This window comes from Nocardioides sp. YIM 152588 (assembly GCF_040191335.1).
In the GTDB taxonomy this organism is placed as follows: Bacteria; Actinomycetota; Actinomycetes; order Propionibacteriales; family Nocardioidaceae; genus Nocardioides.
The window spans coordinates 42,910-66,778 of record NZ_JBEGDJ010000018.1 but is presented as its reverse complement, the minus strand read 5'-3'; the positions used below and the strand labels follow the sequence as shown (position 1 = coordinate 66,778).

The window sequence follows — 23,869 nt, the reverse complement described above, 5'->3', positions numbered from 1 at the left end:
GACTCAGAGGGGTGCGGTCGGTGCGGCGCCCAGCACCAGGCGTTCGAGCAGGGCGTGCTCCTCGTGCTCGTCGGCGGCGGGCGTGACCAGCAGGGAGACCAGGAGGCGGAGCAGCAGCTGCGGCAGCGCCCGGTCGGCGACGCCGCTGCGCCGGAGCCCCGCGCGGAGGTAGTCCTGGATGCGGGCGGAGCCCGCCATCACCGCCAGCAGCTCCTGGCCGCCGTCGCCGGCGTACCAGGCCATCAGGTGCGGCCGGGCGCGGACCGCCGCCAGGCACGCGACGGCGGAGATCACCACCCCCTCGGGGCTGGCGCCGGGCCGCGCCGCGGCGACCTCGTCGAGGACCGCGATCGCCTCGCGCTCGGCGAACGCGCCCAGCAGCGCGGCGCGGTTGGGGAAGTAGCGGTAGAGGGTGGCGCGCGAGCACCCGGCGGCGTGGGCCACCTCCTCCATCCCCGGACCGCCGAGGCCCTCGGCGGCGAAGAGGCCCGCGGCCGCGTCGAGGATCCGGTCGGTCGCCGCGGTGGCGTGCGGTGTGGCCAGCCAGCTCACGGCCCGACCCCGATGTCCACCCGCAGCGGGCGCCGGACGTAGGAGCCGGGCGCCCACGTGACCGACGCCGGGTCGACGGTGAACTCCGGCATCCGGGTCAGCAGCTCGGTCAGCGCGACCCGTGCCGTCATCCGGGCCGCGGCGGCGCCGAGGCAGTGGTGGGCGCCGTGGGCGAAGGTGAGGATCTGCCGCGGGTGGCGGGCCACGTCGAGCTCCTCGGCGTCGGCGCCGAAGGCGCGCGGGTCGCGGTTGGCCGCGGCGTAGCAGAGCAGCACCTTCCGCCCCGCCGGGATCGTGGTGCCGTCGATCGTGACGTCGCGGGTGGTGGTCCGGGCCAGCCCCTGCACCGGGGAGGTGAGGCGCAGCAGCTCCTCGACCGCCGCCGGTACGTCGTCGAGGACCCGCGCGCGCTGGTCGGGACGGTCCGCGAGCAGCTGGATCCCCGAGCCGAGCAGGCCCGTCGTGGTGTCGTTGCCACCGGCCACCATCGTGAAGGTGAAGGCGAGGATCCGCAGCAGCCCGTCGGGGGAGTCGCCCTCGCCGGCGGCGACGAGGTGGGAGACGACGTCGTCGCCGGGCTCGCTGCGGCGCCGCTCGATCAGCGCGGAGAAGTAGCCGACGAGCTCGGACGTCGCCGCGGCGGCGTCGCCCGCGCCGACGTTGGCCGCGACGATGGCGTCGGTCCAGGCGTCGAACCGGTCGCGGTCGGCCTCGGGGACGCCGAGGTAGTGCGCCACCACCATGCTCGGCAGCGGCTTGAAGAGGGCGTCGACGACGTCCCCGCCGCCGGCGGCCGCGAGGCGGTCGAGCCGCTCGGTGACGAAGGCCCGCACGGCGGGCTCGAGGGACTCCACCTGGCGCGGGGTGAAGCCGCGGCCGACCAGGCGCCGGAACTCGGTGTGGCTGGGCGGGTCGGTCATCACCATCGGCGGGTTGTCGGCCAGGCCGATCGCCTCGAGCTCGCCGTACTCGACCGTCAGGCCGGCCGCGGAGGAGAAGGTCTCGTGGTCGCGCACCGCGGCGTAGACGTGCTCGTGCCGGCTCAGCACCCAGTAGTCGCCCGCCGCCACGTGGTGCACCGGGTCGTGCTCGCGCAGGGCCGTGTACATGCCCCACGGGTCGTGCCAGGTGGCGCCCGAGCGAGGCACGAATGCCCGCTCCGCCGTGTGAGACAGATCTGTCGTCATGTCTCAATCGTGAGACGAGCGAGCCCACCTGTCAACGACTTCCCGCCGCCCGGGCTTCATTCTGAGGTCAGGCTTAGTTTTCTTGACTCGTTCAAGAATTGGTGGCAGTCTTCGGTGCATGCAGACGACCCCCGACTTCCCGCAGATGCTGCGCGGCGCCGGGCTCCGGGTCACCCGTCCCCGGTTGGCCGTCCTGGGCGCCGTCCACGCGCACGCGCACGCCGACACCGACACCGTGATCGGCGTCGTCCGGCAGGGGCTGCCGGACGTCTCGCACCAGGCCGTCTACGACGTGCTGCGGGCCCTCACCGCGACCGGGCTGATCCGCCGGATCCAGCCGTCGGGCTCGGTGGCCCGCTACGAGAGCCGGGTCGGCGACAACCACCACCACGTGGTCTGCCGCGGCTGCGGCGCCATCGGCGACGTCGACTGCGCGGTGGGCCACGCCCCCTGCCTGCTCGCCTCCGACGACAACGGCTTCGCCATCGACGAGGCCGAGGTCATCTACTGGGGCACCTGCCCCGACTGCGCCGCCGAGGCGGCCGACGCCGCGCCGTCCGTCGACGCGGCCACCTGAACTTCCCTTCGCCGTTCTTTGCCCATCTGGAGAGGAAATATGTCCGAGAACCACGAGACCGAGCTCGCTGACCTGAACGAGTCCTCGGCCGGCAAGTGCCCCGTGATGCACGACGCCCTGCCCCACCCGAGCCAGGGTTCGCCGAACCAGCAGTGGTGGCCGAACAAGCTCAACCTCAAGATCCTCGCCAAAAACCCCGAGGTGGGCGACCCCTACGGTGCGGACTTCGACTACAAGGCCGCCTTCGAGGCGCTCGACCTCGGCGCGGTCAAGGCCGACATCGCCGCCACGCTGACCGACTCCAAGGAGTTCTGGCCGGCCGACTTCGGCAACTACGGCCCGCTCTACATCCGGATGGCCTGGCACTCCGCCGGCACCTACCGCGTCCAGGACGGCCGCGGCGGTGGCGGCACCGGCCAGCAGCGGTTCGCCCCGCTCAACTCCTGGCCGGACAACGGCAACCTGGACAAGGCCCGCCGCCTGCTGTGGCCGGTCAAGAAGAAGTACGGCCGCGCGCTCTCCTGGGCCGACCTGATGATCCTCGCCGGCAACGTCGCGCTGGAGGAGATGGGCTTCCCGACGTTCGGCTTCGGCGGCGGCCGCCCCGACGTGTGGGAGGCCGACGACGACATCTACTGGGGTCCCGAGACCGAGTGGCTCGGTGGCGACGAGGGCGGCGCGCAGCGCTACACCGGCGAGCGCGACCTCGACGACCCGCTGGCCGCGGTCCAGATGGGCCTGATCTACGTCAACCCCGAGGGCCCCGAGGGCAACCCCGACCCGCTGGCCTCCGCGGTGGACATCAAGGACACCTTCACCCGGATGGGCATGAACCTGGAGGAGACCGTCGCGCTGATCGCCGGCGGCCACACCTTCGGCAAGACCCACGGTGCCGGCGACGCCGAGCTGGTCGGCGCCGAGCCGGAGGCGGCGAAGATCGAGGAGCAGGGCCTGGGCTGGGCCTCGACCCACGCCTCGGGCAAGGGCCTCGACGCGATCACCTCGGGCCTGGAGGTCACCTGGACCTACCACCCGACCCGGTGGGACAACGAGTTCTTCCACATCCTCTTCGCCTACGAGTGGGAGCTCTTCCAGTCGCCGGCCGGCGCGCACCAGTGGCGCCCGGTCGACAACGGCGGCGCGGACCTCGTGCCCGAGTCGTTCGGTGACGGCAAGCGCGAGCCGCGCATGCTCACCTCCGACCTGGCGCTGCGGGTGGACCCCGAGTTCGAGGCCATCTCCCGCAAGTTCAAGGAGGACCAGGACGCCTTCACCGACGCGTTCGCCCGCGCCTGGTTCAAGCTGACCCACCGCGACATGGGCCCGAAGGCGCGCTACCTCGGCGCCGAGGTCCCGGCCGAGGACCTGGTCTGGCAGGACCCGGTGCCCACCGGCACCGCCCTGACCGACGCGCAGGTCGCCGAGCTGAAGGCCGCGATCACCGACTCCGGCCTCTCGGTCTCCCAGCTGGTCTCCACCGCCTGGGCGTCGGCCTCGACCTTCCGCTCCTCCGACAAGCGCGGCGGCGCCAACGGCGCCCGCATCGCCCTGGAGCCGCAGAAGTCCTGGGCCATCAACCGCCCGGCCGAGCTCGCCCCGGTCCTCTCCACCCTCGGTGAGATCGCCGCGGCCCAGGGCGTCTCCCTGGCCGACGCGATCGTCGTCGGTGGCTCGGTGGGCGTCGAGAAGGCGGCGGCCGCGGCCGGCGTCGACGTCACCGTCACCACCTCCACCGGCCGCGGCGACGCGACCCAGGAGCAGACCGACGTCGAGTCCTTCGGCTACATGGAGCCCAGGGCCGACGGCTTCCGGAACTACCTGGCCAAGTCCAGCAAGTTCCCGGCCGAGTTCACCCTGGTCGACCGCGCCAACCTGCTCGGCGTCAGCGCGCCGGAGATGACCGCCCTCATCGGCGGCCTCCGCGTGCTCGGCACCAACTGGGACGGCTCGGAGCACGGCGTCTTCACCGACACCCCGGGCGCGCTGACGAACGACTTCTTCGTCAACCTGCTCGAGCTCGGCACCACCTGGACCGCCGTGGACTCCTCCGAGGACGTCTTCACCGGCACCACGGAGTCCGGCAAGACGCTGACCGGCACCCGCAACGACCTGGTCTTCGGCTCGAACTCCGAGCTGCGGGCGCTGGCCGAGGTCTACGCCTCCGACGACGCGAAGGAGAAGTTCGTCAACGACTTCGTCGCCGCGTGGGTCAAGGTCATGGACGCGGACCGCTTCGACCTGCGTTGATCCGTCCGGCCTGAGAAGGCCTGACCGCACCACCCGACGCCCGGGTCGGCCCATGGGGGCCGGCCCGGGCGTCGGTCGTTGGCGGCCGCGGTCGTCGGGTGATGTAACACGTGGTCCACCGCTCTGGTCGGCGGTCGGGGGATGTAACACGCGGTCCACCTGAGTGGTCGGTCGTCCACGTCGGTTCGAGCCCGTTGCGGCGGGTCCCTACCGCCGCCAACGGCCGAGAGGAGCGGTGGACGGCGTGTTACATGACAACGCCGCGAACGGCCGAGAAGAGCGGCGGACAGCGTGTTACATGACCCCGCCGGGTACGCCGCTACGACGCCTGCGCAGCCGGCGTACCGAGCAGGTCGGCGACGTCGCCCTCGGCGTCCCACAGCCGCTCCTCGTCCCACGACTGACCTCCGTCGCCGGGGCCCATCAGGTCGGAGACGCCGATCAGCTCGGCCGCCGCCGCGAGCTCGTCGACGGGCCGCGAGCCCCGCGGCGAGGCGGGGCCGGCCAGCAGCGGCCAGGCCCCCCGCACCGCCAGCGTGACCGCGCAGCAGCCGGCGAGCACGATCAGGTACCGGATCAGCGCGTCGGTCAGCGACAGCATCCCGCGGCTCAGCTGCCACCCGGCCGGCGAGGCCATCACGGCGGCGGCCAGGAGCGTCCAGCCCTCGACCACGCCGCGGCCGGGCACGCGCACCGGGCTCATCAGCGACCTGCCAGGGCGACCGGGGCGACGGGCGCCGCCGGGGTGCCGGAGACCACGCCGAGCGAGCGGACCTGCTGGGCCGCGCCGAGCTCGGTGTAGGCGAAGACGGGGAGGCGCTCGACCGCGGGGGCGACCAGGCGCCGCAGCGCGGCGCGGATCTGCGGTGCGCAGACCAGGACCGGACGGATGTCCTGCTCCTCCGCGCTCGCCAGGTGCTGGGCCAGGCTCCCCATCAGGTGCTGGGCGAGGTCCGGGTCGACGAGCAGCTGGGCACCGAGGTCGCCGGGTCGCAGCGCCTCGAGCATGTGCTGCTCGAGCACCGGGTCGAGGCTGATCACGTGCAGCACCCCGTCGGTGACGTACGGCGCCGCCAGGGCCGGGTCGAGCGCGGCCCGCGCGGCATCGACGAGGCCGTCGAGGTCCTTCGAGCTCGCGGCGCGGACCGAGAGCGCCTCGAAGATCCGGACCAGGTCGCGGATCGGCACGCCCTCGTCGAGCAGCGCGCGGAGCACCCGCTGCACCTCGCCGAGGGAGAGCTGGGTGGGCGTGAGCTCCTCGATCACCACCGGGTGGCTGCGCTTGACCACGTCGGTCAGCAGCCGCACGTCCTCGCGGCCCAGCAGGTTGCTGGCGTGGCGGTGCACCACCTCGGCCAGGTGGGTGGTGACCACCGAGGCGCGGTCAACGACGGTGGCGCCGCCGATCTCGGCCTGGTGGCGCAGCTCGGCGGGGATCCACTTCGCGTCGAGTCCGAAGACGGGCTCGCGGGTCGGCGTCCCGGGCAGCGCGGCGAGGAAGTCGCCGATCGCCAGCACGGTGCCCCGCGGCGCCTGGCCGCGGGCGATCTCGGCGCCGAAGAGCGTGATCGCGTAGGTGTTCGGCGGCAGCTCGAGGTTGTCGCGCGTCCGCACGGGCGGGATCACGATGCCGAGCTCGCCGGCGATCTTGCGGCGCAGCGCCTTGACCCGGTCGAGCAGGTCGCCGCCGGTGCGGGCGTCGACCAGGTCGATGAGGTCGGCCGAGAGCTCCAGGCCGAGGGGGTCGACCCGGATCTCGGCGGCGAGCCGCTCGGGGGAGTCGGGGGCCTCGAGCGCCTCGGCCTCGGCCTCGGACGTGGTCTCCGCGGACGCCGGGCCGGACTCGTCGATCCGGCTCGAGGCCAGCAGCATGACGCCGCCGACCACGATGAACGGGAGCTTCGGCAGGCCGGGGATGATGCACAGCCCGAGGGCGCCGAAGCCGGCCACCCTGAGCGGCATCTGCCGGGCCGCGATCTGGCTGATCAGGTGCGAGCCGAGGTCGGACTCGCTGACCGATCGGGTCACCACGAGGCCGGCCGCCACGGACAGCAGCAGCGCCGGGATCTGGGAGACCAGGCCGTCGCCGATGGAGAGCAGGGAGTAGGTGCTGATCGCCTCGGTGAACGACATCCCGTGCTGGGCGACACCGATGGCGAAGCCGCCGATCAGGTTCACCAGCGTGATCACGATCGCCGCGATCGCGTCGCCCTTGACGAACTTCATGGCGCCGTCCATCGCGCCGTGGAAGTCGGCCTCGGCGTGCACCTCGGCGCGGCGCCGGCGGGCCTGCTCCTCGTCGATCAGGCCGGAGTTGAGGTCGGCGTCGATGGCCATCTGCTTGCCCGGCATCGCGTCGAGGGTGAACCGGGCGCCGACCTCGGCCACGCGTCCGGCACCGTTGGTGATGACGACGAACTGGATGATCAGCAGGATCACGAAGACGATCAGGCCGACGATCAGCGAGCCACCGACCACGAAGTGGCCGAACGTGTCGATCACCTTGCCGGCGTACCCGTCGAGCAGCACCAGGCGGGTGGCGCTGACGTTGAGCGCGAGCCGGAACAGCGTCATCACCAGGATCACCGAGGGGAAGGCGGCGAAGTCCAGGGGACGGTGGATGAACATCGCGACCATCAGCACCAGCAGGGCGCCGGTGATGTTGACCGCGATGAGGAAGTCGAGGAGGACCGCGGGCAGCGGGACGACCAGCATGACGACGATCAGCACGATGCCGAGCGGGATCGCGAGCTTCTGCAGGGACTGAACGGGCACTCATCCGGCCTCTCGAGGCACACCGGCCGAGTCCGGTGCGTGGCGGAGTGCCGTCCGTGGCACGCAAGTGGTGGCGCCGTCCTGGCGTCGTGCCTGCGGGATCGGCCGCCGCGGCGCCGACCTGAGGGATCCGCGCCGAAAACGGCGCCGGCGCCCCGCCGCGGGTGCGGACGGGGCGCCGGTACGGCGGGGGCGGCTCAGGTGCGGGCCGCCGCCAGCCGTCGCCAGGTGCGGGTGTCGACGATCCCGGAGACCTTGGTGCCGACCCGCCGCTGGTAGGCGCGCACCGCGTCGGCCAGCTCGGCGTCGTACACGCCGTCGGCCTTCAGGCGCGTGGACCCGCTGGCCGCGTTGAGCGTGCGCTGGACGCGGCGGACCTCCGCGCCGGTGGAGCCGATCTTGAGGATCGGCCGGTTCCCGGCGGCGTGCAGGCGCATCCAGTCCTTGGTGGTGACCTGGCCGGTGGCCGCGACGCCGCGCGCGGTCTGCCAGGCGGTGACCGCCTTGACCGTGGCGGCCTTGTAGAGGCCGTTGATCTTGCCGTCGTAGCGGTCCTGCTCGGTGAGCAGGCACTGCAGCGCCCTGACCCGGCCCTTGGGGGGCGTCGTGGTGTCGGTCGGCGCGGCCAGGCCGGGGTAGGTCCTGAAGTTGACGCGCACCCCGCCGCAGTGGGGGTCGGCCGGCGCGGCGTGGCCGTTGCCGACGTCGAGGTAGTTGCGGTCGATGTTGATGGTGACGCCGCCCCAGGTCTCGTTGTGACCGCCCTGGTACTGCTTCACGCGGCCGCCCGGCCGCCAGCCGTCGTCGCGGATGTACGACGTCGAGGTGTTCGCGACGCCATCCCAGCGCGCCACCCAGATCATGTCGGGCAGCTCGAAGGCCTTCGGCCGGCTGACGCGGGCGTCGTCGAGGTCCTTGATGCCGGAGCCGGCGCTGGAGTAGACGCCGGAGACGTAGTCCAGCTCGTGCAGGCGGTAGGTCCAGCCGCTGAGGAAGGCCAGCGCGGACTCGCGGCAGTGCCGGTTGGTGCTGTCGTAGCCCTCGAGGTCGTACCAGAGGGTGCTGCCGGGCACGATCCCCAGCCGCTTCGCCTCGGCGACGGCGGTGACCGCCTCGTCGCGACCCATCGCGCGGGCCTTGCGGTAGAGGTCGCGCTTGCCGGGCTTGGGGTTGATCGTCGGGTCGTCGGAGTAGCGCGGGAACCGGGTGGCGCACGAGGCCTGCGGGCCGAGCGTGATCGGCAGCAGGCGCCAGCCCTTGCGCAGCTGGGTGCGGATCCAGGTCGGGGTCAGGTTCGGCTGGTTGCGGCACGCGCGGGAGTTGCCGGAGATGTAGATGCCCACGGAGAGGAACGGCGAGCTCCGCAGCCAGGTGTCCATCGCCGACTGGGTCGGGGCGAGGCACTGGTCGAAGCCGTAGCCGGCGAAGTCGCCGGGGGTGACCGGGTTGGGTGCGGCCGCGACGAGGGCCGCCGTGAGCCCCTCGGGGGAGGCGCTCGTCGGGGACTCCGGTGCGGCGGTGGGCTGCGGGCCGGCGAGCACCGTCAGTGCGAGCGCGGCGGTGGTGCCGAGTGCTGCGAGCCCGGCCAGTGGTCGGAGCAGGCGGGCGCGGGCAGGCGTGGTGGACCGGGCAGACATGGCGGAACTCCAGGGGAAGAAGGTGTCGATCCGTCGAAAGTCGGGCCACCCTAACCACATTCGTCACTCTTGTAACAGAAACCCCAAAGAACTACAGTGACGTAGTTCGGCGTCGGACGGTCCGGGCGAGCGGCGGCCGCCGCCGACTGCGGCCTTCCCGGGGCTGCGGGATACCCTGACCCCCGTGGCTGATCTCGCGCCTGAGCTTGCGTCCGACACCCTCCGCCCCACCCTCGACACGGTCGCCGTCGCCGGGTCCGACCCGGACCGCGACCAGCCGTGGGCCGAGCTCGGGCTGAAGGCCGACGAGTACGACCGGATCAAGGAGATCCTGGGCCGCCGCCCGACCTCCTCGGAGCTGGCGATGTACTCGGTGATGTGGAGCGAGCACTGCTCCTACAAGTCGTCCAAGGTGCACCTCAAGCAGTTCTCCGAGATCCCCCAGGAGACCCGCGTCGGCGCCATGCTCGCCGGCATCGGCGAGAACGCCGGCGTCATCGACATCGGCCAGGGCTACGCGGTGACCTTCAAGGTCGAGTCCCACAACCACCCGTCCTACGTCGAGCCCTACCAGGGCGCGGCCACCGGCGTCGGCGGCATCGTCCGCGACATCCTCGCGATGGGCGCCCGCCCGGTCGCCGTGATGGACCCGCTGCGATTCGGCCCGCTCGAGGCCGAGGACACCCACCGGGTGCTGCCCGGGATCGTCGCCGGCGTCGGCGGCTACGGCAACTGCCTGGGCCTGCCCAACATCGGCGGCGAGGCCGTCTTCGACCCCACCTACGCCGGCAACCCGCTGGTCAACGCCCTCTGCGTCGGCGTCCTCAAGCACGAGGACCTGCACCTGGCCAAGGCGTCCGGCACCGGCAACCGCGTGATGCTGTACGGCGCCCGCACCGGTGGCGACGGCATCGGCGGCGTCTCGGTCCTGGCGAGCGAGACCTTCGACGCCGACGGCCCGGCCAAGCGGCCCAGCGTCCAGGTCGGCGACCCGTTCATGGAGAAGCTGCTCATCGAGTGCACCCTCGAGCTCTTCAAGGCCGGCGTCGTCGCCGGCATCCAGGACCTCGGCGGCGCCGGCCTCTCCTGCGCCACCTCCGAGCTCGCCTCCGCCGGTGACGGTGGCATGAGCGTCGAGCTCGACCGGGTCCCGCTGCGCGACTCCACGCTCGCGCCGGAGGAGATCCTGATGAGCGAGAGCCAGGAGCGGATGATGGCCGTCGTCGAGCCCGGCGACGTCGACGAGTTCCTCGCCATCTGCGCCAAGTGGGACGTCGAGGCCGTCGACATCGGCGCGGTCACCGACACCGGCCGCCTGGAGATCACCTGGCACGGCGATGTCGTCGTCGACGTACCGCCGCGCACCGTGGCCCACGACGGCCCCGTCTACCAGCGCCCGTTCGCCCGACCGGAGTGGCAGGACGCCCTCCAGGCCGACGCCGCCGAGGTGCTGCCGCGGCCCACCACCGACGCCGAGCTGCGGGCCACCGTGCTGCAGCTCGCCGCCAGCCCGAACCTGTGCGACAAGTCCTGGATCACCGACCAGTACGACCGCTACGTCCAGGGCAACACCGTGCTCGCCCAGCCCGCCGACAGCGGCATGGTCCGGGTCGACGAGGAGTCCAACCTCGGCGTCTCCGTCGCCACCGACTGCAACGGCCGCTTCGCCAAGCTCGACCCCTACGCCGGCGCCCAGCTCGCCCTGGCCGAGGCCTACCGCAACGTCTCCACCGGCGGCGCCACCCCGCTCGCCGTCAGCGACTGCCTCAACTTCGGCTCGCCCGAGGACACCGACGTGATGTGGCAGTTCGCCGAGGCCTGCCGCGGCCTCAAGGACGCCTGCCTCGAGCTCGGCGTGCCGGTCACCGGCGGCAACGTCAGCCTCTACAACCAGACCGGCGAGGTCGCGATCCTGCCGACCCCGGTGGTCGCCGTCCTCGGCGTGATCGAGGACGTCACCCGCCGTACGCCGACCGGCTTCACCGCCGCGGACGAGGCGGTGCTGCTGCTCGGCGCCACCCGCGAGGAGCTCTCCGGCTCGGAGTGGGCGCACGTCGTCCACGGCCACCTCGGCGGCCGCCCGCCGGTGCTCGACCTCGCCGCCGAGGCCGCGCTCGGCACCCTGCTGACCGAGCTGGTCGGCACCGCCACCAGCGCCCACGACCTCGCCGACGGCGGCCTCGCCCAGGCGCTCGTCGAGGCCGGCCTGGCCAACGGCGTCGGCGCCCGCGTCGACCTGACGGCGGTCGCCGGCGACGCGTTCATCGCGCTCTTCTCCGAGTCCGCCACCCGCGCCCTGGTCACCGTGCCCGCCGACGCCGTGGAGCGGGTCACCGCCCTCGCCGCCGAGCACGGCGTCCCGGTCGCCCCGATCGGCACCACCGGCGGCGACGCGATCGCCGTCGAGGGTCGCTTCGAGATCCCGCTCGCCGAGGCGCGCGAGGCGTGGAGCGCGACGCTGCCGGACGCGCTCGGCTGAGGACGGTCCGATGAGCATCGAGCACGGGGTGCGGCCGCTGGAGGAGGGCGTGCACACCGACCTGGAGTCGCGCCTGACCTACGGCGGCTACCTGGACCTGGACCGGCTGCTGTCGGCCCAGCACCCGCTGAGCGACCACCACGACGAGCTGCTCTTCGTCATCCAGCACCAGACCACCGAGCTGTGGCTGAAGCTGATGATCCACGAGCTGCGGGGCGCCCGCGCGTTCCTGGACGCCGACGACCTCGCGCCGGCGCTGAAGAGCCTCGCCCGGGTCAAGCACATCCTCAAGACGATCACCGAGCAGTGGTCGGTGCTGGCCACCCTCACCCCGACCGAGTACGCCCAGTTCCGCGACGTGCTCGGCCCGTCCTCGGGGTTCCAGTCGGTGCAGTACCGGGCGATCGAGTTCATGCTCGGCAACAAGCACGCCGCGATGCTCAAGGTCTTCGAGTCCGACCCGCCCGCGCACGCGATGCTGACCGAGGTCTACGAGCAGCCGACCGTCTACGACGCCTTCCTGCGCCTCGTCGCCCGCCGCGGGCTGCCCGTCCCGGCGTCGGTGCTCGAGCGCGACGTGCGCGAGCCGTGGGTCGAGGTGCCGGCGCTGGTCGAGGTGTTCCGCGAGGTCTACACCGACACCGAGACGCACTGGGACCTCTACGAGACCTCCGAGGACCTGGTCGACATCGAGGACGCCTTCCAGTTCTGGCGGTTCCGCCACCTGCGCACCGTGCAGCGCACGATCGGCTTCAAGACCGGCACCGGCGGCTCCTCGGGCGTCGGGTTCCTCAAGCGGGCCCTCGACCTCACGTTCTTCCCGGAGCTGATCTCGGTCCGGACCCAGCTCGGTGGCTGACCACCGTGGCTGACCTCGTCGCGGCCGGCCCCGGGACCACCGGGTCGGCCGACCTGACCGTGCTGCCCGGCGTCGTCGACCACCACGTCCACCTCGGCCTCGTCGACCGCGACCTGTTCGCCGGCTCGCCGGTCGTCGAGGTGCACGACCTGGGCTGGGTGCCGGAGCAGATCGCCGCCTGGGCGAGCGCGCCGCCGACCGGCGTCCGGGTCCGGTACGCCGGCAGGTTCCACACCGCCCCCGGCGGCTACCCCACGGGCCGCTCGTGGGCCCCGGTCGAGGCGGTCCGCCCGATCGCCGACGCCGAGGACGCCCGGGCCGCCGCACACGTCGCCGCCGCCCAGGGGGCGAGCCGGATCAAGATCGTGCTGCACGCCGGGATGCCGCTGCTCGGCGACGCCGAGCTGGACGCCCTCGTCTACGCCGCCCACGAGGCCGGCCTGCCGGCCGTGGTGCACGCCGAGGGGCCCGGCCAGGTCGCGCGGGCGGTCGCCGCCGGCGCCGACATGCTCGCGCACGCGCCGTGGACCGAGCGGGTGCCGGACGCGGTCCTCGCCGCCGGCGCGCGGATGACCTGGATCTCGACCCTCGCGATCCACGGGCCGGCCGAGCGCGCGGTGGCCATCGACAACGTGCGCCGCTTCCTGGCCGCCGGCGGCCGGGTCGTGCACGGCACCGACCTCGGCAACGGCCCGGCCCCGGCCGGCGTCGTGGCCGACGAGATCCGGGCACTGGGGGAGGCCGGGCTGGCCGGCGAGGAGCTCCTCGCCGCCGTGCTCGCGCCGGAGGACGGGAGCGGTCCCCGCCTGGCCGCACCGGGGCCGCGGCCCCGCGACGCCGAGGAGCTGGTGAAGTGGCTGGAGACGTCCGTGCGGGTCGAGGCGGAGGCGCCGTGAGCGGGCTGCCCGAGGTGCCGGCGTCGGTGGCGGCGCGGGCGGCGGTGCTCGACCGCGAGGACCCGCTGGCGTCGTACCGGGACGCGTTCCTGACCACCGAGGGCGTCCACGCCTACCTGGACGGCAACTCGCTGGGCCGGCCGCTGAAGGCGAGCCGCGACCGGCTGGTCGAGCTCGTCGACGGCGCCTGGGGCGACCGGCTGATCCGGGCCTGGGACGAGGGCTGGATGGACGCCCCGACCGAGCTCGGCGACACCCTCGCGCGGGTGACGCTCGGCGCCGCCCCCGGGCAGACGATCGTGGCCGACTCGACGACCGTGATGCTCTACAAGCTGGCCCGCGCCGCGCTCGGCGCGCAGGCGGGGCGCGACGAGATCGTCATCGACCGCGACAACTTCCCGACCGACCGGTTCATCGTCGAGGGGCTCGCGGACGACTTCGGCCTGACCGTGCGCTGGCTGGAGGCGCCCCACGACAGCGGGGTGACCCGCGAGCAGGTCGCCGGTGTGGTCAGCGAGCGCACCGCGCTGGTGCTGCTCAGCGCGATCGCCTACCGCTCGGGCCACATCGCCGACATCCCCGGCATCACCGCCGCCGCGCACGACGCCGGCGCGCTGGTCCTGTGGGACCTGAGCCACGCCACCGGAGCGATCGAGCTGGCGCTGGACGAGGACGGGGTCGACCTGGCGGTCGGCTGCACCTACAAGTACCTCAACGGCGGCCCCGGCTCGCCCGCGTTCGGCTACGTCGCGCACCGCCACCAGGCCACGATGCGCCAGCCGATCCAGGGCTGGATGGGCGCCGCGGACCCGTTCGCGATGGGCGAGGCCTACCAGCCCGCCACCGGCATCCGCCGGATGATCAGCGGCACCCCGCCGGTGCTCGCGATGGTCCCGATGCGGACGATGCTCGACCTGATCGACGCCGCCGGGATGCCGGCCGTGCGCGCCAAGTCGCGGGCCCTCACGGCCTTCGCGGTCGAGGTCGCCGAGGAGCTGCTGGTCCCGCTCGGGGTGACGATCGCGACGCCGCTCGACCCCGAGCAGCGCGGCAGCCACATCACGCTGGACCACCCGGAGTTCAAGGCGGTCACCGCCCGGCTCTGGGAGCGCGGCGTGATCCCCGACTTCCGCCCGCCGCACGGCCTGCGGGTCGGCCTGTCGCCGCTGAGCACGTCGTTCCACGAGGTGGCGGTCGGCCTGGCCGCGATCGCCGACGAGCTGACCCCCTAACCGCGAGTTGGGGGTTGCCGACCCGCGAGTTGGGGGTTGCCGACCCGCGAGTTGAGGGTTCGCGACGGGCTTCTCTCGCCTTGACGCACGGGTTGTCGCCGAACCGGGACTCGGGTGTCGGCAACCCCCAACTCGGCGATCGGGGTGTCGGCGGGCAGAATCACCCCGATGCCCGCCCGACTCCGCCCTGCCGACCCCGCCGAGGTCGCGGCCGCGCTGACCCGCCTCGACGCCAGCGCCGGCGCCGGCGAGAAGCCCGACCGGGCCGACCTGCGCCTGCTCACCAAGCACTTCCTGGCGCTGCTCGAGGAGCGTGCCCCGGGCCGCTCGGTCGAGGTCCGCGTGCCGCCCTTCGCGGCGGTCCAGGTGGTCGAGGGCGTCCGCCACACCCGCGGTACGCCGCCGGCGGTGGTCGAGACCGACGCGTCGACCTGGATCGCGCTGGCCACGGGGGCGACCACCTGGGAGCAGGTGCTCGCCGAGGGCCGGGCGACGGCCAGCGGCGAGCGCACCGACCTGGCGCCGTACCTGCCCCTGCTGGAGGCCTGAGCGCCCCCTCCTCGCGGAGGACGGGCCGCCCCGGCCCGCCCAGCGACGACCGCATCCCCTCGAACCGGTTGACAGTGTGACTGTCGTCACCTAGGTTCCGTAACCTGAATCGGGTCTCAGGTTGGGACCGAAATCGAAAGGGGACGACATGCGCGTCAGCACCAAGCACGTCCTGGGCTCGGTGGCCGTGGCGGCCACGCTGGCCCTCTCGGCCTGTGCTCCGTCGGCCGAGAGCACGGACGCCGGCTCGGGCACCGACACCATCGAGGTCGGCGTGATCACCTCCGAGACGGGGCCGCTGGCCGCCTACGGCCAGTCGTTCCTGGACGGCTTCAACGCCGGCCTGGACTACGCCACGGACGGCACCGGCGAGGTCGACGGGATCACGATCGAGATCCGCAACGGCGACGACGCCGGCGACCCGGACAAGGCCGTCCAGCTCACCAAGGAGTACATCGGCGACGGCGTGCAGGTCCTCACCGGCACCGTCTCCTCCGGCGTCGCCCTCGGTGTGGCCGAGCAGGCCGCCCAGAACCAGGTGCTCTACGTCTCCGGCCCGGCGGCCGCCGACGCCATCACCGGCGTCAACGGCTACACGTTCCGCTCCGGTCGCCAGAGCATGCAGGACGTCGCCACCGCCGGCACCTTCCTCGACGACGTCGCCGGCCAGAAGGTGGTCGTCTACGCGCAGGACAACGCGTTCGGCCAGGGCAACGCCGCGGCCGTCGACGCGCTGCTCGGCGCGGGCGGCGCCAAGGTCCAGCCGCTCCTCGTCGGCGAGGACATCAAGGAGTTCACCTCGTTCTCCCAGCAGCTCAAGGACGCCAAGCCCGACCTGATCTTCGTCGCCTGGGCGGGCGAGACCACCGGCTCGATGTGGCAGTCGCTGGAGCAGCAGGGCGTCTTCGACATCGCCCCGGTCGTCACCGGCCTCGGCGACGTCGCCAGCTACGGCGCCTACGGCCCGGTCGCGGACAAGATCAGCTTCCTGTCCCACTACTTCGGCACCGCCCCGGACAACGCCGTCAACGACGCGATGGTCGAGGCGGTCGAGGCCGCCGGCGGCACCGTCGACCTCTTCACCCCGGACGGCTTCACCGCCGCCCAGATGATCGTGCACGCGATCGAGGAGGGCGAGGGCGACGTCGACGCGATGGTGGCCGCGCTCGAGGGCTACACCTTCGACGCCCCCAAGGGCACGGTCACGGTCCGGGCCGGCGACCACGCCCTGGTCCAGGAGATGTACCAGGCCAAGCTGGTCAAGGACGGCGAGGGCTGGGCGCCCGAGCTGGTCGCGGCCGTCCCGGCCGAGGACGTCGCCCCGCCCGAGGCCGGCTGAGCCGGACACGAGCGAGGAGACGAGCAGGAGCAGGGAGACAGCACGATGACCACAGCCACGCCCGCGCTGCAGGTGAAGGACCTCGGTCTCAGGATCGGGGGTGCCACGATCCTCGAGGGGGTCGACCTCGAGGTCGAGAAGGGCTCCTTCATCGGCGTGATCGGACCGAACGGTGCCGGCAAGACGACGCTCTTCAACGTCATCTCCGGGATCGCGACGCCGACCAGCGGCAGTGTGCACCTCGACGGCCGGGACGTCACCGGCGTCTCGGTGCACCGCCGGGCGCGGGCGGGGCTGGGTCGCACCTTCCAGAGCTCGAGCCTCTTCCCGCAGCTCACCGTCCGGGAGAACGTCCGGATCGCCGCGCAGGTCGCGCTGGGCGGCAGCCTGTCGCCGTTCCGGTTCCCGCGGCCCGGCGACCGGGCCACCCGGGAGGCGGAGGAGCACCTGGCCGAGGTGGGCCTCGCCGACCGGCTGGACCTGCCGGCGGGCGCCCTCTCCCACGGCGACAAGCGCAAGCTGGAGATCGCCGTGCTGCGGGCGACCGACGCGGACGTGATCCTGCTCGACGAGCCGATGGCCGGAGTGGGCTCCGGCGACGTCGCCGGGCTCAGCGAGACCATCCGCGAGATGCACCGCGAGAAGGGCGCGACGGTCCTGATGGTCGAGCACCACATGGAGGTCCTGCTCGGCCTCGTGGAGAAGGTCGCGGTCATGTACTTCGGCTCGATCCTCGCCTTCGACACCCCCGAGGCAGTGATGAACAACCCGACCGTCCAGCGCGCGTACCTGGGGGAGAGCGCATGAGCGACCCGATCCTGACCGTCGCCCACCTCGCCGCCTCGGCGGCCGGCCAGCAGGTCGTGGAGGACGTCTCCTTCACCGTGCCGGCCACCGGCATCACCGCCGTGCTCGGCCGCAACGGGGTCGGCAAGACCTCGACCCTCAAGGGCATCATGGGCCTCTACCAGCGCACCGGCGAGGTGACCCTGGCCGGCGAGCGCATCGACGGCCTGCCGACCCACAAGGTGGTCCAGCGCGGCATCGGCTACGTGCCCGAGGACCGCGAGGTCTTCTCCCGGCTCTCCGTCGCCGAGAACCTCCGGCTGGCCGAGCGCGCCGGGGCCAGCAGCCCCGAGCGGCGCGAGCTGGTCGAGCGGCTCTTCCCCGACCTCGTGCAGCGCCGCGAGCAGGCGGCCGGCACGCTGTCGGGCGGCCAGCAGCAGATGGTCGCGCTCTCCCGCGCCCTGATCAACGACAACCGCCTGCTGCTCGTCGACGAGCCCACCAAGGGCCTGGCGCCGCTGATCGTCGACCAGGTCACCGAGGCGCTGCGCGAGGCCGCGCGGACCGTCCCGATCCTCCTCGTCGAGCAGAACCTCGAGGTGGTACGCCGGCTGGCCGGCGACGCCGTCGTGATCAGCGGCGGCCGCGTGGTCCATGCCGGGCCCGCCGCCGAGCTGCTCGCCGACGACGCGCTGACCCAGCGGCTGCTGGGGGTCCATGCCGAGACCGACACGGGGGTGGCGCTGTGAGCACCGTCGTCCTGCTCCTCGCGACCGGCCTCGGCCTGGGCGCGCTCTACTTCCTCGTCGCCTCGGGCCTGTCGCTGATCTACGGCCTGATGCACGTCCTCAACTTCGCCCACGGCTCGTTCCTCACGCTCGGGGCGTTCCTGGGCTGGGCCGTCGCGCAGCGCCTCGACGCCACCAGCTGGTTCGGCTTCGCGGCCTCGATCGTCGTCGGCGCGCTGGTCGGCGCGGTCGTCGCGACGCTCACCGAGCTGCTGCTGATCCGGCCCCTCTACGAGCGGCACATCGAGCAGGTGCTGGTCACGGTCGGGCTCTCGCTGGCCACGGTGGCGCTGTTCGAGGGCATCTGGGGCACCGACCCCGACTTCGTCCGCGGCCCGGCCTGGCTGGACCGGACGACCGAGATCCTCGGCGCCCGGATCCCCAACGACCGGTTCCTGATCATCGGGCTCGCCGCGCTGGTGCTGCTGGCGATCGTCGTCTTCCTGCGCCGCACCCGCTACGGGATGATCATCCGCGCCGGCGTGGAGAACCGCGCGATGGTCACCGCGCTCGGCATCGACGTGCGCCGCGCGTTCACGCTGGTCTTCGCGATCGGCGGCGCGGCCGCCGGCCTGGGCGGCGTGCTCGCCGCGCACTACTTCGGCTACGTCTCGCCGAGCCTCGGCGGCAGCCTGCTGATCTTCGCCTTCATCGTCACGGTGATCGGCGGCCTCGGCTCGCTGACCGGCGCCGCGATCGCCTCCGTGCTGGTGGCGCTGCTCCAGCAGTTCGCCAACTACTACGCCGGTGGCACCGGCGACTTCGTGATCGTGCTCGCCCTGGCCGGGGTCCTGCTCCTGCGACCCTCCGGCCTGATGGGGAAGGTGGCCGCCTGATGTCCGCGACGACCCAGCCCTCGACCCAGCCCTCGACCCAGCCCTCGACCCGGCCGGCGCCCCGCCGTCTGCTCCTGCGGCGCCTCCCGCTCCTGGTGGGCGTGGCCGTGGTGGCGCTGCTGGCGGTGCTGCCGCAGCTGGCGATCACCGTGCCCGGCGTGCTGCCGGGGCCGACGTACACGCCCGGCACGCTGCAGCTCCTCGCGCTCTGCATGGTCTTCGCGGCCCTGGCGCTCTCCTACAACCTGCTGCTCGGCACCGGCGGCCTGCTCTCGTTCGGCCACGCGCTCTACTTCGGCGCCGGCGCCTACGGGCTGGGCATCCTGCTGGAGAACACCGAGCTCTCCCTGTGGCCCGCGATCGCGGTCACCCTGCTCCTGGCCGGGGCGGTCGCGGTCCTCACCGGCTCGATCAGCCTGCGCGTCACCGGCATCCCGTTCGCGATGGTGACCCTGGCGTTCGCCCAGGCCGGGTCGGTGCTGGTGCGCCGCAACCCGGACGGCCTGACCGGCGGCGAGGAGGGGCTCCGGCTGCGCACCGACCACGTGCCGGCCGCCCTCGTCGGCGTCGTGCACACCCGCAACCTCTACTGGTTCGCCCTCGTCGTCGTGGTCCTCGCCTACCTCCTGGTGCTCTGGGTGGACCGCTCCCGCGTGGGCCACGTCGCCGCCGCCGCGCGGGAGAACGAGGCGCGGATCAGGTCGCTCGGCCTGCAGCCGTACGCCGCGAAGCTGTTCGTCTTCGTCGTCGGCGGCCTGATCGCCTCCCTGGCCGGCGTCGCCTACCTGCTGCTCCAGTCGGGCACGGTGCCGCGCTCGGTCGGCGCCGACCTGACGATCACGGTGCTGGTGATGGTGGTGCTGGGTGGCGTCGGGTCCCGGTGGGGCGCGATCGTGGGCGGCGTGACCTACACGCTGCTCAACCAGCGGCTCACGCTGCTCGCCGGCTCCGAGGGCGTCGACGGGCTGCCGCCGGTGCTGCGGGTGCCGCTGTCGGAGCCGATGTTCCTGCTCGGGGCGCTGTTCATCCTGGTCGTGCTCTTCCTGCCGGGCGGGGTGGCCGGCACGGCCGCGACCCTGGCCGGGCGGCGACGCCCCCGCGCCGGCGAGGCCGCCCTGGAGGCCGCGGACAGCCCGGCGGAGCCGCGGGACGGCGTGCTGGAGCCGACCCGGTGAGCGACGCGGTGAGCGACACCCACGCCCTGGCCCGCTGGCTCGTCGACAGCGTCCGCCGCCACCCCGACAGGGTCGCCATCGACGACCGCGGCGTCCGGGTCACCTACGCCGACCTGGAGCGGCGCAGCGACGACCTCGCCGCCGCGCTGCGGCGCGCCGGGTACGGCGTCGGGGACCGGGTGGCCACGCTGAGCGGCAACTCCGCCGAGCACGTGGTGCTCTTCTTCGCCTGCGCCAAGTCCGGCCTGGTGCTCGTGCCGCTGTCCTGGCGGCTCACGCCGTCCGAGCTCGGCCCGCTGCTGCGGCGTACCCGCGCCTCCCTGCTGGTCGCGGAGGAGGAGCTGACCCGGCTGGCCCGCGAGTCGGTCGAGGTGGCCGGCGTGACGGTGCCGCTGGTGCTGCCCGGCAGCACCGGGATCGAGGCGACCGTGCCGACCCGCGTGGTCGCCGCCGGCGAGCCCTGGCCCGAGCAGCGCGAGCCCCGGGACGACGACGCGGTGCTGGTCATCCACACCTCGGGCAGCGAGGCGTCCCCCAAGGGCGTCGTGCTCACGCACGCCAACTGCTTCTGGAACAGCCTGGCGCTCGCCCGCGCGATGGGCCTGTCGGAGCACGACGTCGTGCTGGCGACGCTCCCGCAGTTCCACGTCGCGGCCTGGAACTGCCAGCCGCTCGCGGCGTGGTGGCACGGCGCGACCGTGGTGCTCGAGCGGACCTTCGAGCCGGCCCGGGTGCTCCAGCTGGTCGCGGACCGGCGGGTGAGCACCACGATGAGCGTGCCGACCCAGCTGCACCAGCTCGCGTCGGACCCCGGCTTCGGCTCCGCCGACCTCTCCTCGCTGCGCCAGGTCCTGGTCGGCGGCGCCACGATGTCCGGCGCCCTCGACGAGGTCTGGAGCGGGCGGGGGATCGCGGTGGCGCACGGCTACGGCCTCAGCGAGGCCTCGCCGAACGTGCTCTACCTGCCGCCCTCCCGGGCCGCCGAGCACCCCGGCGCGGTCGGCTGGCCCTACCCCTACGTGGAGGTGCGGCTGGTGGACCTCGACGGCGCCGTCGTCGACGGTGCCGGCGCCGGCGAGGTGCAGGTCCGCGGGCCCGGCGTCTTCGCGGGCTACCTGCACGACCCCGCGCTGACCCGCGCGGCCTTCGACGGCGACTGGCTGCGCACCGGCGACCTGGCCGAGCGCGACGCCGACGGCTGCTACCGGATCGTGGACCGGCTCAAGCACATCTACATCAGCGGCGGCGAGAACGTGGCGCCTGCCGAGGTGGAGCAGGTGCTGGTGAGCTCCCCGCTGGTCGCCGACGCCGCCGTGGTCGCCGTGCCCGACGACCGCTGGGGCGAGGTCGGCGTCGCCTTCGTCGAGCCGGTGGCCGGCGTCGGGCTGACCGGCGAGGAGGTGCTCGCGCACGCGCGGGAGCGCTTGGCCTCGTTCAAGCTGCCGCGGGAGGTGCACGTCGTCGACGCGCTGCCCCGCACCGACATCGGCAAGGTGGCCCGGCAGCGGCTGCTGGAGGAGGCACGCGGATGACGGAACCGGACTTCACCGAGCTCGAGCGGCGCGCGGACCCGCGGTCCTCCGACGCGCCGCGCCGCACCAAGCGCGGCGAGGCGACCCAGCGCCGGCTGCTGGAGGCCGCCGAGGCGGTCTTCGCCGAGCTCGGCTACCACGAGGCCTCGATCGTGAAGATCACCGAGCGCGCGGGCATCGGCCTGGGCACGTTCTACCTGTACTTCGACAGCAAGCAGACGATCTTCGAGGCGCTGGTCATCGACCTCAACCGGCGGGTGCGGCACTCCATGGCCGAGAAGATGCACGGCGCCGCGACGCGGTTGGAGGCGGAGCGGGCCGGCTTCGCGGGCTTCTTCGAGTTCACCGCCGCCCACCCGGCGCTCTACCGGGTCGTGCGCGAGGCCGAGTTCGTCTCGCCCGAGGTGCTGCAGCTGCACTACACGCGGATCGTCGAGGGGTACGTCGAGGGGCTGCGCCGGGCCCAGGGGCTCGGCGAGGTCTCCGACATCGACCCGGAGGTCGCCGCCTGGGCGCTGATGGGCATCGGCGAGCTGATCGGCGCCCGCTACATCCTGTGGGAGCGCGACGGCCAGGACCGCGCCCCGACCAGCATCGACCCGCACGTGTTCGAGCAGATGATGCGGTTCATCGAGACGGCGCTCGCCCCGTCCGGTGACGCCGCCGACCGGGCCGCCACCGAGCGGACGAAGGAGGACCAGGAGTGAGCGCAGCAGTCGAGACGGTACGGCGCGAGGCCGCCGCCCCGCTGACGGGCCGGCGCGCCGTCGTCACCGGCGGCGCGAGCGGCATCGGCCGCGCGGTCGCGGAGCGGCTGGCCGGGCTGGGTGCCTGCGTCGTGGTGGCCGACCTCGACGGGGACGGCGCCCGCGCCGTGGCCGACGGGATCGGCGGCGAGGCGTGGGCCGTGGACCTCGCCGACACCGCCGCGCTGGAGAGCCTCGAGCTGCGCGCCGACATCCTCGTCAACAACGCCGGGATCCAGCGGGTCGCACCGCTGCCCGAGTTCGACCCCGACGCCTTCCGGCTGATCCACCGGCTGATGCTGGAGGCGCCGTTCCTGCTGGTCCGCGCGGCCCTGCCGGGGATGTACGAGCGGGGCTGGGGTCGGGTGGTCAACATCTCCAGCGTGCACGGCCTGCGCGCCAGCGCGTTCAAGTCCGGCTACGTCTCGGCCAAGCACGGCCTGGAGGGGCTCTCCAAGGTGACCGCGCTGGAGGGCGGACCACACGGGGTGACCAGCAACTGCGTCAACCCCGGCTACGTCCGCACGCCGCTGGTGGAGAAGCAGATCGCGGCCCAGGCGGTGGCGCACGGGATCGCGGAGGACGAGGTGGTGGACAAGGTGATGCTGACCGAGAGCGCCGTGAAGCGGCTGGTCGAGCCGCACGAGGTGGCCTCGCTGGTGGCGTGGCTGTGCTCGGAGGACGCCGGCATGGTCTCCGGCGCCTCCTACTCGATGGACGGGGGGTGGACCGCGCGATGAGCGAGCGGTACTCGACGACGGACGTCCCGGTGGCCGGCGGCACGCTGCGGGTCGGGATCTGGGACGGCCCGGCGCCCGACACCCCGACCGCCCTGCTGGTGCACGGCGTCACCGCCTCGCACCGCTCCTGGCCGGTGGTCGCCGACCAGCTGTCCGACCTCCGGCTGATCGCGCCGGACCTGCGTGGCCGCGGCCGCAGCCACCCCGAGGGCGAGGCGGGGATGGCCGCCCACGCCGACGACCTGGCCGCCGTGCTCGACCACCTGGGCATCGAGCGGACCGTGGTGGTCGGCCACTCGATGGGGGCCTTCGCCTCCCTGGTGCTCGCCGACCGGCACCCCGACCGGGTCTCCCGCCTGGTCCTGGTCGACGGCGGCCTGCCGCTGGAGGTCCCCGACGGGCTGAGCGCCGACGAGGTCATCTCCTACATCCTCGGCCCCGCCGCCGAGCGGCTGGCGATGCGGTTCGCGAGCACGGCCGACTACCTGGACTTCTGGCGGCCGCACCCCGCGTTCGCCGGCGACTGGTCCGCGGCCCTGGAGGACTACCTCGCCTACGACCTGGTCGGCGAGGCGCCCGAGCTGCGCCCGGCCACCAGCTACGAGGTGGTGGCGCGCGACACCGTCGACCTGATCACCGGTACCGCCCTCGTCGAGGCGCTGGGGCGGCTGCGCCACCCGGCCCTGCTGCTGACCGCGCCGCGCGGGCTGCTGGACGAGACCCCGGGGCTCTACGAGCCGACCCGGTTGGCCGGCCTCGTCGCCCAGCAGCCCACCCTGCGGGCCCGGGAGGTCGACGACGTCAACCACTACACGATCACGATGGCGGAGACGGGCGCGAAGGCCGTCGCCGAGGCGGTCCGGGGCGAGGTCGCGTCGGCCTGACCACGGCTGGGGGAGGGGGCGGCGGCCCGGGTTCCGCCGGCGGCCACCGCGCT

Annotated in this window: 21 protein-coding genes; 16 read left to right on the top strand and 5 right to left on the bottom strand. The window is 73.4% G+C overall.

Going from position 1 to position 23,869, the window contains the following annotated elements; translation table 11 throughout:
* Nucleotides 1-3 precede the first annotated feature (3 nt).
* Together ABLM29_RS11105 and ABLM29_RS11100 are read right to left on the bottom strand one after the other, a co-directional pair.
* Nucleotides 4-552: a TetR/AcrR family transcriptional regulator gene (locus ABLM29_RS11105; RefSeq protein WP_349714169.1), complete on the bottom strand. Its 549-nt coding sequence runs from the start codon at nt 550-552 to the stop codon at nt 4-6.
* The gene (locus ABLM29_RS11100) at nt 549-1,700 is read right to left on the bottom strand and encodes a cytochrome P450 (protein ID WP_349714168.1); all 1,152 of its coding nucleotides are present in this window, start codon (nt 1,698-1,700) and stop codon (nt 549-551) included. Before ABLM29_RS11100 ends, ABLM29_RS11105 begins: the two co-directional genes overlap by 4 nt.
* 157 nt (nt 1,701-1,857) lie before the next feature.
* Here ABLM29_RS11100 and ABLM29_RS11095 point away from each other — a divergent pair, with 157 nt between their 5' ends.
* Both ABLM29_RS11095 and katG read left to right on the top strand, forming a co-directional pair.
* On the top strand, nt 1,858-2,316 hold the full coding sequence (locus ABLM29_RS11095; RefSeq protein ID WP_349714167.1) for a Fur family transcriptional regulator: 459 nt from the start codon (nt 1,858-1,860) through the stop codon (nt 2,314-2,316).
* Between the two features lie 39 nt (nt 2,317-2,355).
* Entirely contained in the window at nt 2,356-4,563 is a 2,208-nt protein-coding gene (gene katG / locus ABLM29_RS11090) for a catalase/peroxidase HPI (protein ID WP_349714166.1), read from the top strand.
* Between the two features lie 319 nt (nt 4,564-4,882).
* On the opposite strand, the gene ABLM29_RS11085 is transcribed toward katG, so the two are convergent.
* The 3 genes from ABLM29_RS11085 to ABLM29_RS11075 all read right to left on the bottom strand — a co-directional run bounded on the left by ABLM29_RS11085 (nt 4,883) and on the right by ABLM29_RS11075 (nt 8,975).
* Nucleotides 4,883-5,266, bottom strand: coding sequence for a hypothetical protein (locus ABLM29_RS11085; protein ID WP_349714165.1), 384 nt, complete (start codon nt 5,264-5,266; stop codon nt 4,883-4,885).
* Entirely contained in the window at nt 5,266-7,338 is a 2,073-nt protein-coding gene (gene flhA / locus ABLM29_RS11080) for a flagellar biosynthesis protein FlhA (protein ID WP_349714164.1), read from the bottom strand. The genes ABLM29_RS11085 and flhA overlap by 1 nt, the downstream gene beginning before the upstream one ends.
* A gap of 197 nt (nt 7,339-7,535) precedes the next feature.
* Entirely contained in the window at nt 7,536-8,975 is a 1,440-nt protein-coding gene (locus tag ABLM29_RS11075; RefSeq protein ID WP_349714163.1) for a glycoside hydrolase domain-containing protein, read from the bottom strand.
* A gap of 184 nt (nt 8,976-9,159) precedes the next feature.
* On the opposite strand from ABLM29_RS11075, the gene purL reads away from it, so the two are divergent.
* The 14 genes from purL to ABLM29_RS11005 all read left to right on the top strand — a co-directional run bounded on the left by purL (nt 9,160) and on the right by ABLM29_RS11005 (nt 23,816).
* On the top strand, nt 9,160-11,454 hold the full coding sequence (purL, locus tag ABLM29_RS11070) for a phosphoribosylformylglycinamidine synthase subunit PurL (protein WP_349714162.1): 2,295 nt from the start codon (nt 9,160-9,162) through the stop codon (nt 11,452-11,454).
* Nucleotides 11,455-11,464: 10 nt separating this feature from the next.
* A complete protein-coding gene (gene kynA / locus ABLM29_RS11065) occupies nt 11,465-12,313 on the top strand; it encodes a tryptophan 2,3-dioxygenase (RefSeq protein ID WP_349714161.1) in 849 nt (282 codons plus the stop codon).
* 5 nt (nt 12,314-12,318) lie between these two features.
* The gene (locus ABLM29_RS11060; RefSeq protein ID WP_349714160.1) at nt 12,319-13,209 is read left to right on the top strand and encodes a hypothetical protein; all 891 of its coding nucleotides are present in this window, start codon (nt 12,319-12,321) and stop codon (nt 13,207-13,209) included.
* Nucleotides 13,206-14,441 carry a kynureninase gene (locus ABLM29_RS11055; RefSeq protein ID WP_349714159.1) on the top strand — a complete coding sequence of 412 codons (1,236 nt, stop codon included), beginning with the start codon at nt 13,206-13,208 and terminating at the stop codon, nt 14,439-14,441. Before ABLM29_RS11060 ends, ABLM29_RS11055 begins: the two co-directional genes overlap by 4 nt.
* A 168-nt stretch (nt 14,442-14,609) precedes the next feature.
* Nucleotides 14,610-14,990: a sterol carrier family protein gene (locus ABLM29_RS11050; RefSeq protein WP_349714158.1), complete on the top strand. Its 381-nt coding sequence runs from the start codon at nt 14,610-14,612 to the stop codon at nt 14,988-14,990.
* Nucleotides 14,991-15,138: 148 nt separating this feature from the next.
* Nucleotides 15,139-16,329, top strand: a complete 1,191-nt coding sequence (locus ABLM29_RS11045) for a substrate-binding domain-containing protein (protein ID WP_349714157.1) — start codon at nt 15,139-15,141, stop codon at nt 16,327-16,329.
* Between the two features lie 45 nt (nt 16,330-16,374).
* Nucleotides 16,375-17,136, top strand: coding sequence for an ABC transporter ATP-binding protein (locus ABLM29_RS11040; RefSeq protein ID WP_349714156.1), 762 nt, complete (start codon nt 16,375-16,377; stop codon nt 17,134-17,136).
* The gene (locus ABLM29_RS11035) at nt 17,133-17,864 is read left to right on the top strand and encodes an ABC transporter ATP-binding protein (protein ID WP_349714155.1); all 732 of its coding nucleotides are present in this window, start codon (nt 17,133-17,135) and stop codon (nt 17,862-17,864) included. Before ABLM29_RS11040 ends, ABLM29_RS11035 begins: the two co-directional genes overlap by 4 nt.
* Nucleotides 17,861-18,739, top strand: coding sequence for a branched-chain amino acid ABC transporter permease (locus ABLM29_RS11030; RefSeq protein ID WP_349714154.1), 879 nt, complete (start codon nt 17,861-17,863; stop codon nt 18,737-18,739). Before ABLM29_RS11035 ends, ABLM29_RS11030 begins: the two co-directional genes overlap by 4 nt.
* Nucleotides 18,739-19,914 carry a branched-chain amino acid ABC transporter permease gene (locus tag ABLM29_RS11025; RefSeq protein WP_349714153.1) on the top strand — a complete coding sequence of 392 codons (1,176 nt, stop codon included), beginning with the start codon at nt 18,739-18,741 and terminating at the stop codon, nt 19,912-19,914. The genes ABLM29_RS11030 and ABLM29_RS11025 overlap by 1 nt, the downstream gene beginning before the upstream one ends.
* Entirely contained in the window at nt 19,911-21,446 is a 1,536-nt protein-coding gene (locus tag ABLM29_RS11020; protein WP_349714152.1) for a class I adenylate-forming enzyme family protein, read from the top strand. Before ABLM29_RS11025 ends, ABLM29_RS11020 begins: the two co-directional genes overlap by 4 nt.
* Nucleotides 21,443-22,153 (top strand): TetR family transcriptional regulator, encoded by a 711-nt coding sequence (locus tag ABLM29_RS11015; protein ID WP_349714151.1) that lies wholly within the window; start codon nt 21,443-21,445, stop codon nt 22,151-22,153. The genes ABLM29_RS11020 and ABLM29_RS11015 overlap by 4 nt, the downstream gene beginning before the upstream one ends.
* Nucleotides 22,150-22,932 carry a 3-hydroxybutyrate dehydrogenase gene (locus ABLM29_RS11010; protein WP_349714150.1) on the top strand — a complete coding sequence of 261 codons (783 nt, stop codon included), beginning with the start codon at nt 22,150-22,152 and terminating at the stop codon, nt 22,930-22,932. The genes ABLM29_RS11015 and ABLM29_RS11010 overlap by 4 nt, the downstream gene beginning before the upstream one ends.
* Complete coding sequence (locus tag ABLM29_RS11005; RefSeq protein WP_349714149.1) at nt 22,929-23,816, top strand: alpha/beta hydrolase; 888 nt, start codon at nt 22,929-22,931, stop codon at nt 23,814-23,816. The genes ABLM29_RS11010 and ABLM29_RS11005 overlap by 4 nt, the downstream gene beginning before the upstream one ends.
* Nucleotides 23,817-23,869: the final 53 nt, after the last annotated feature.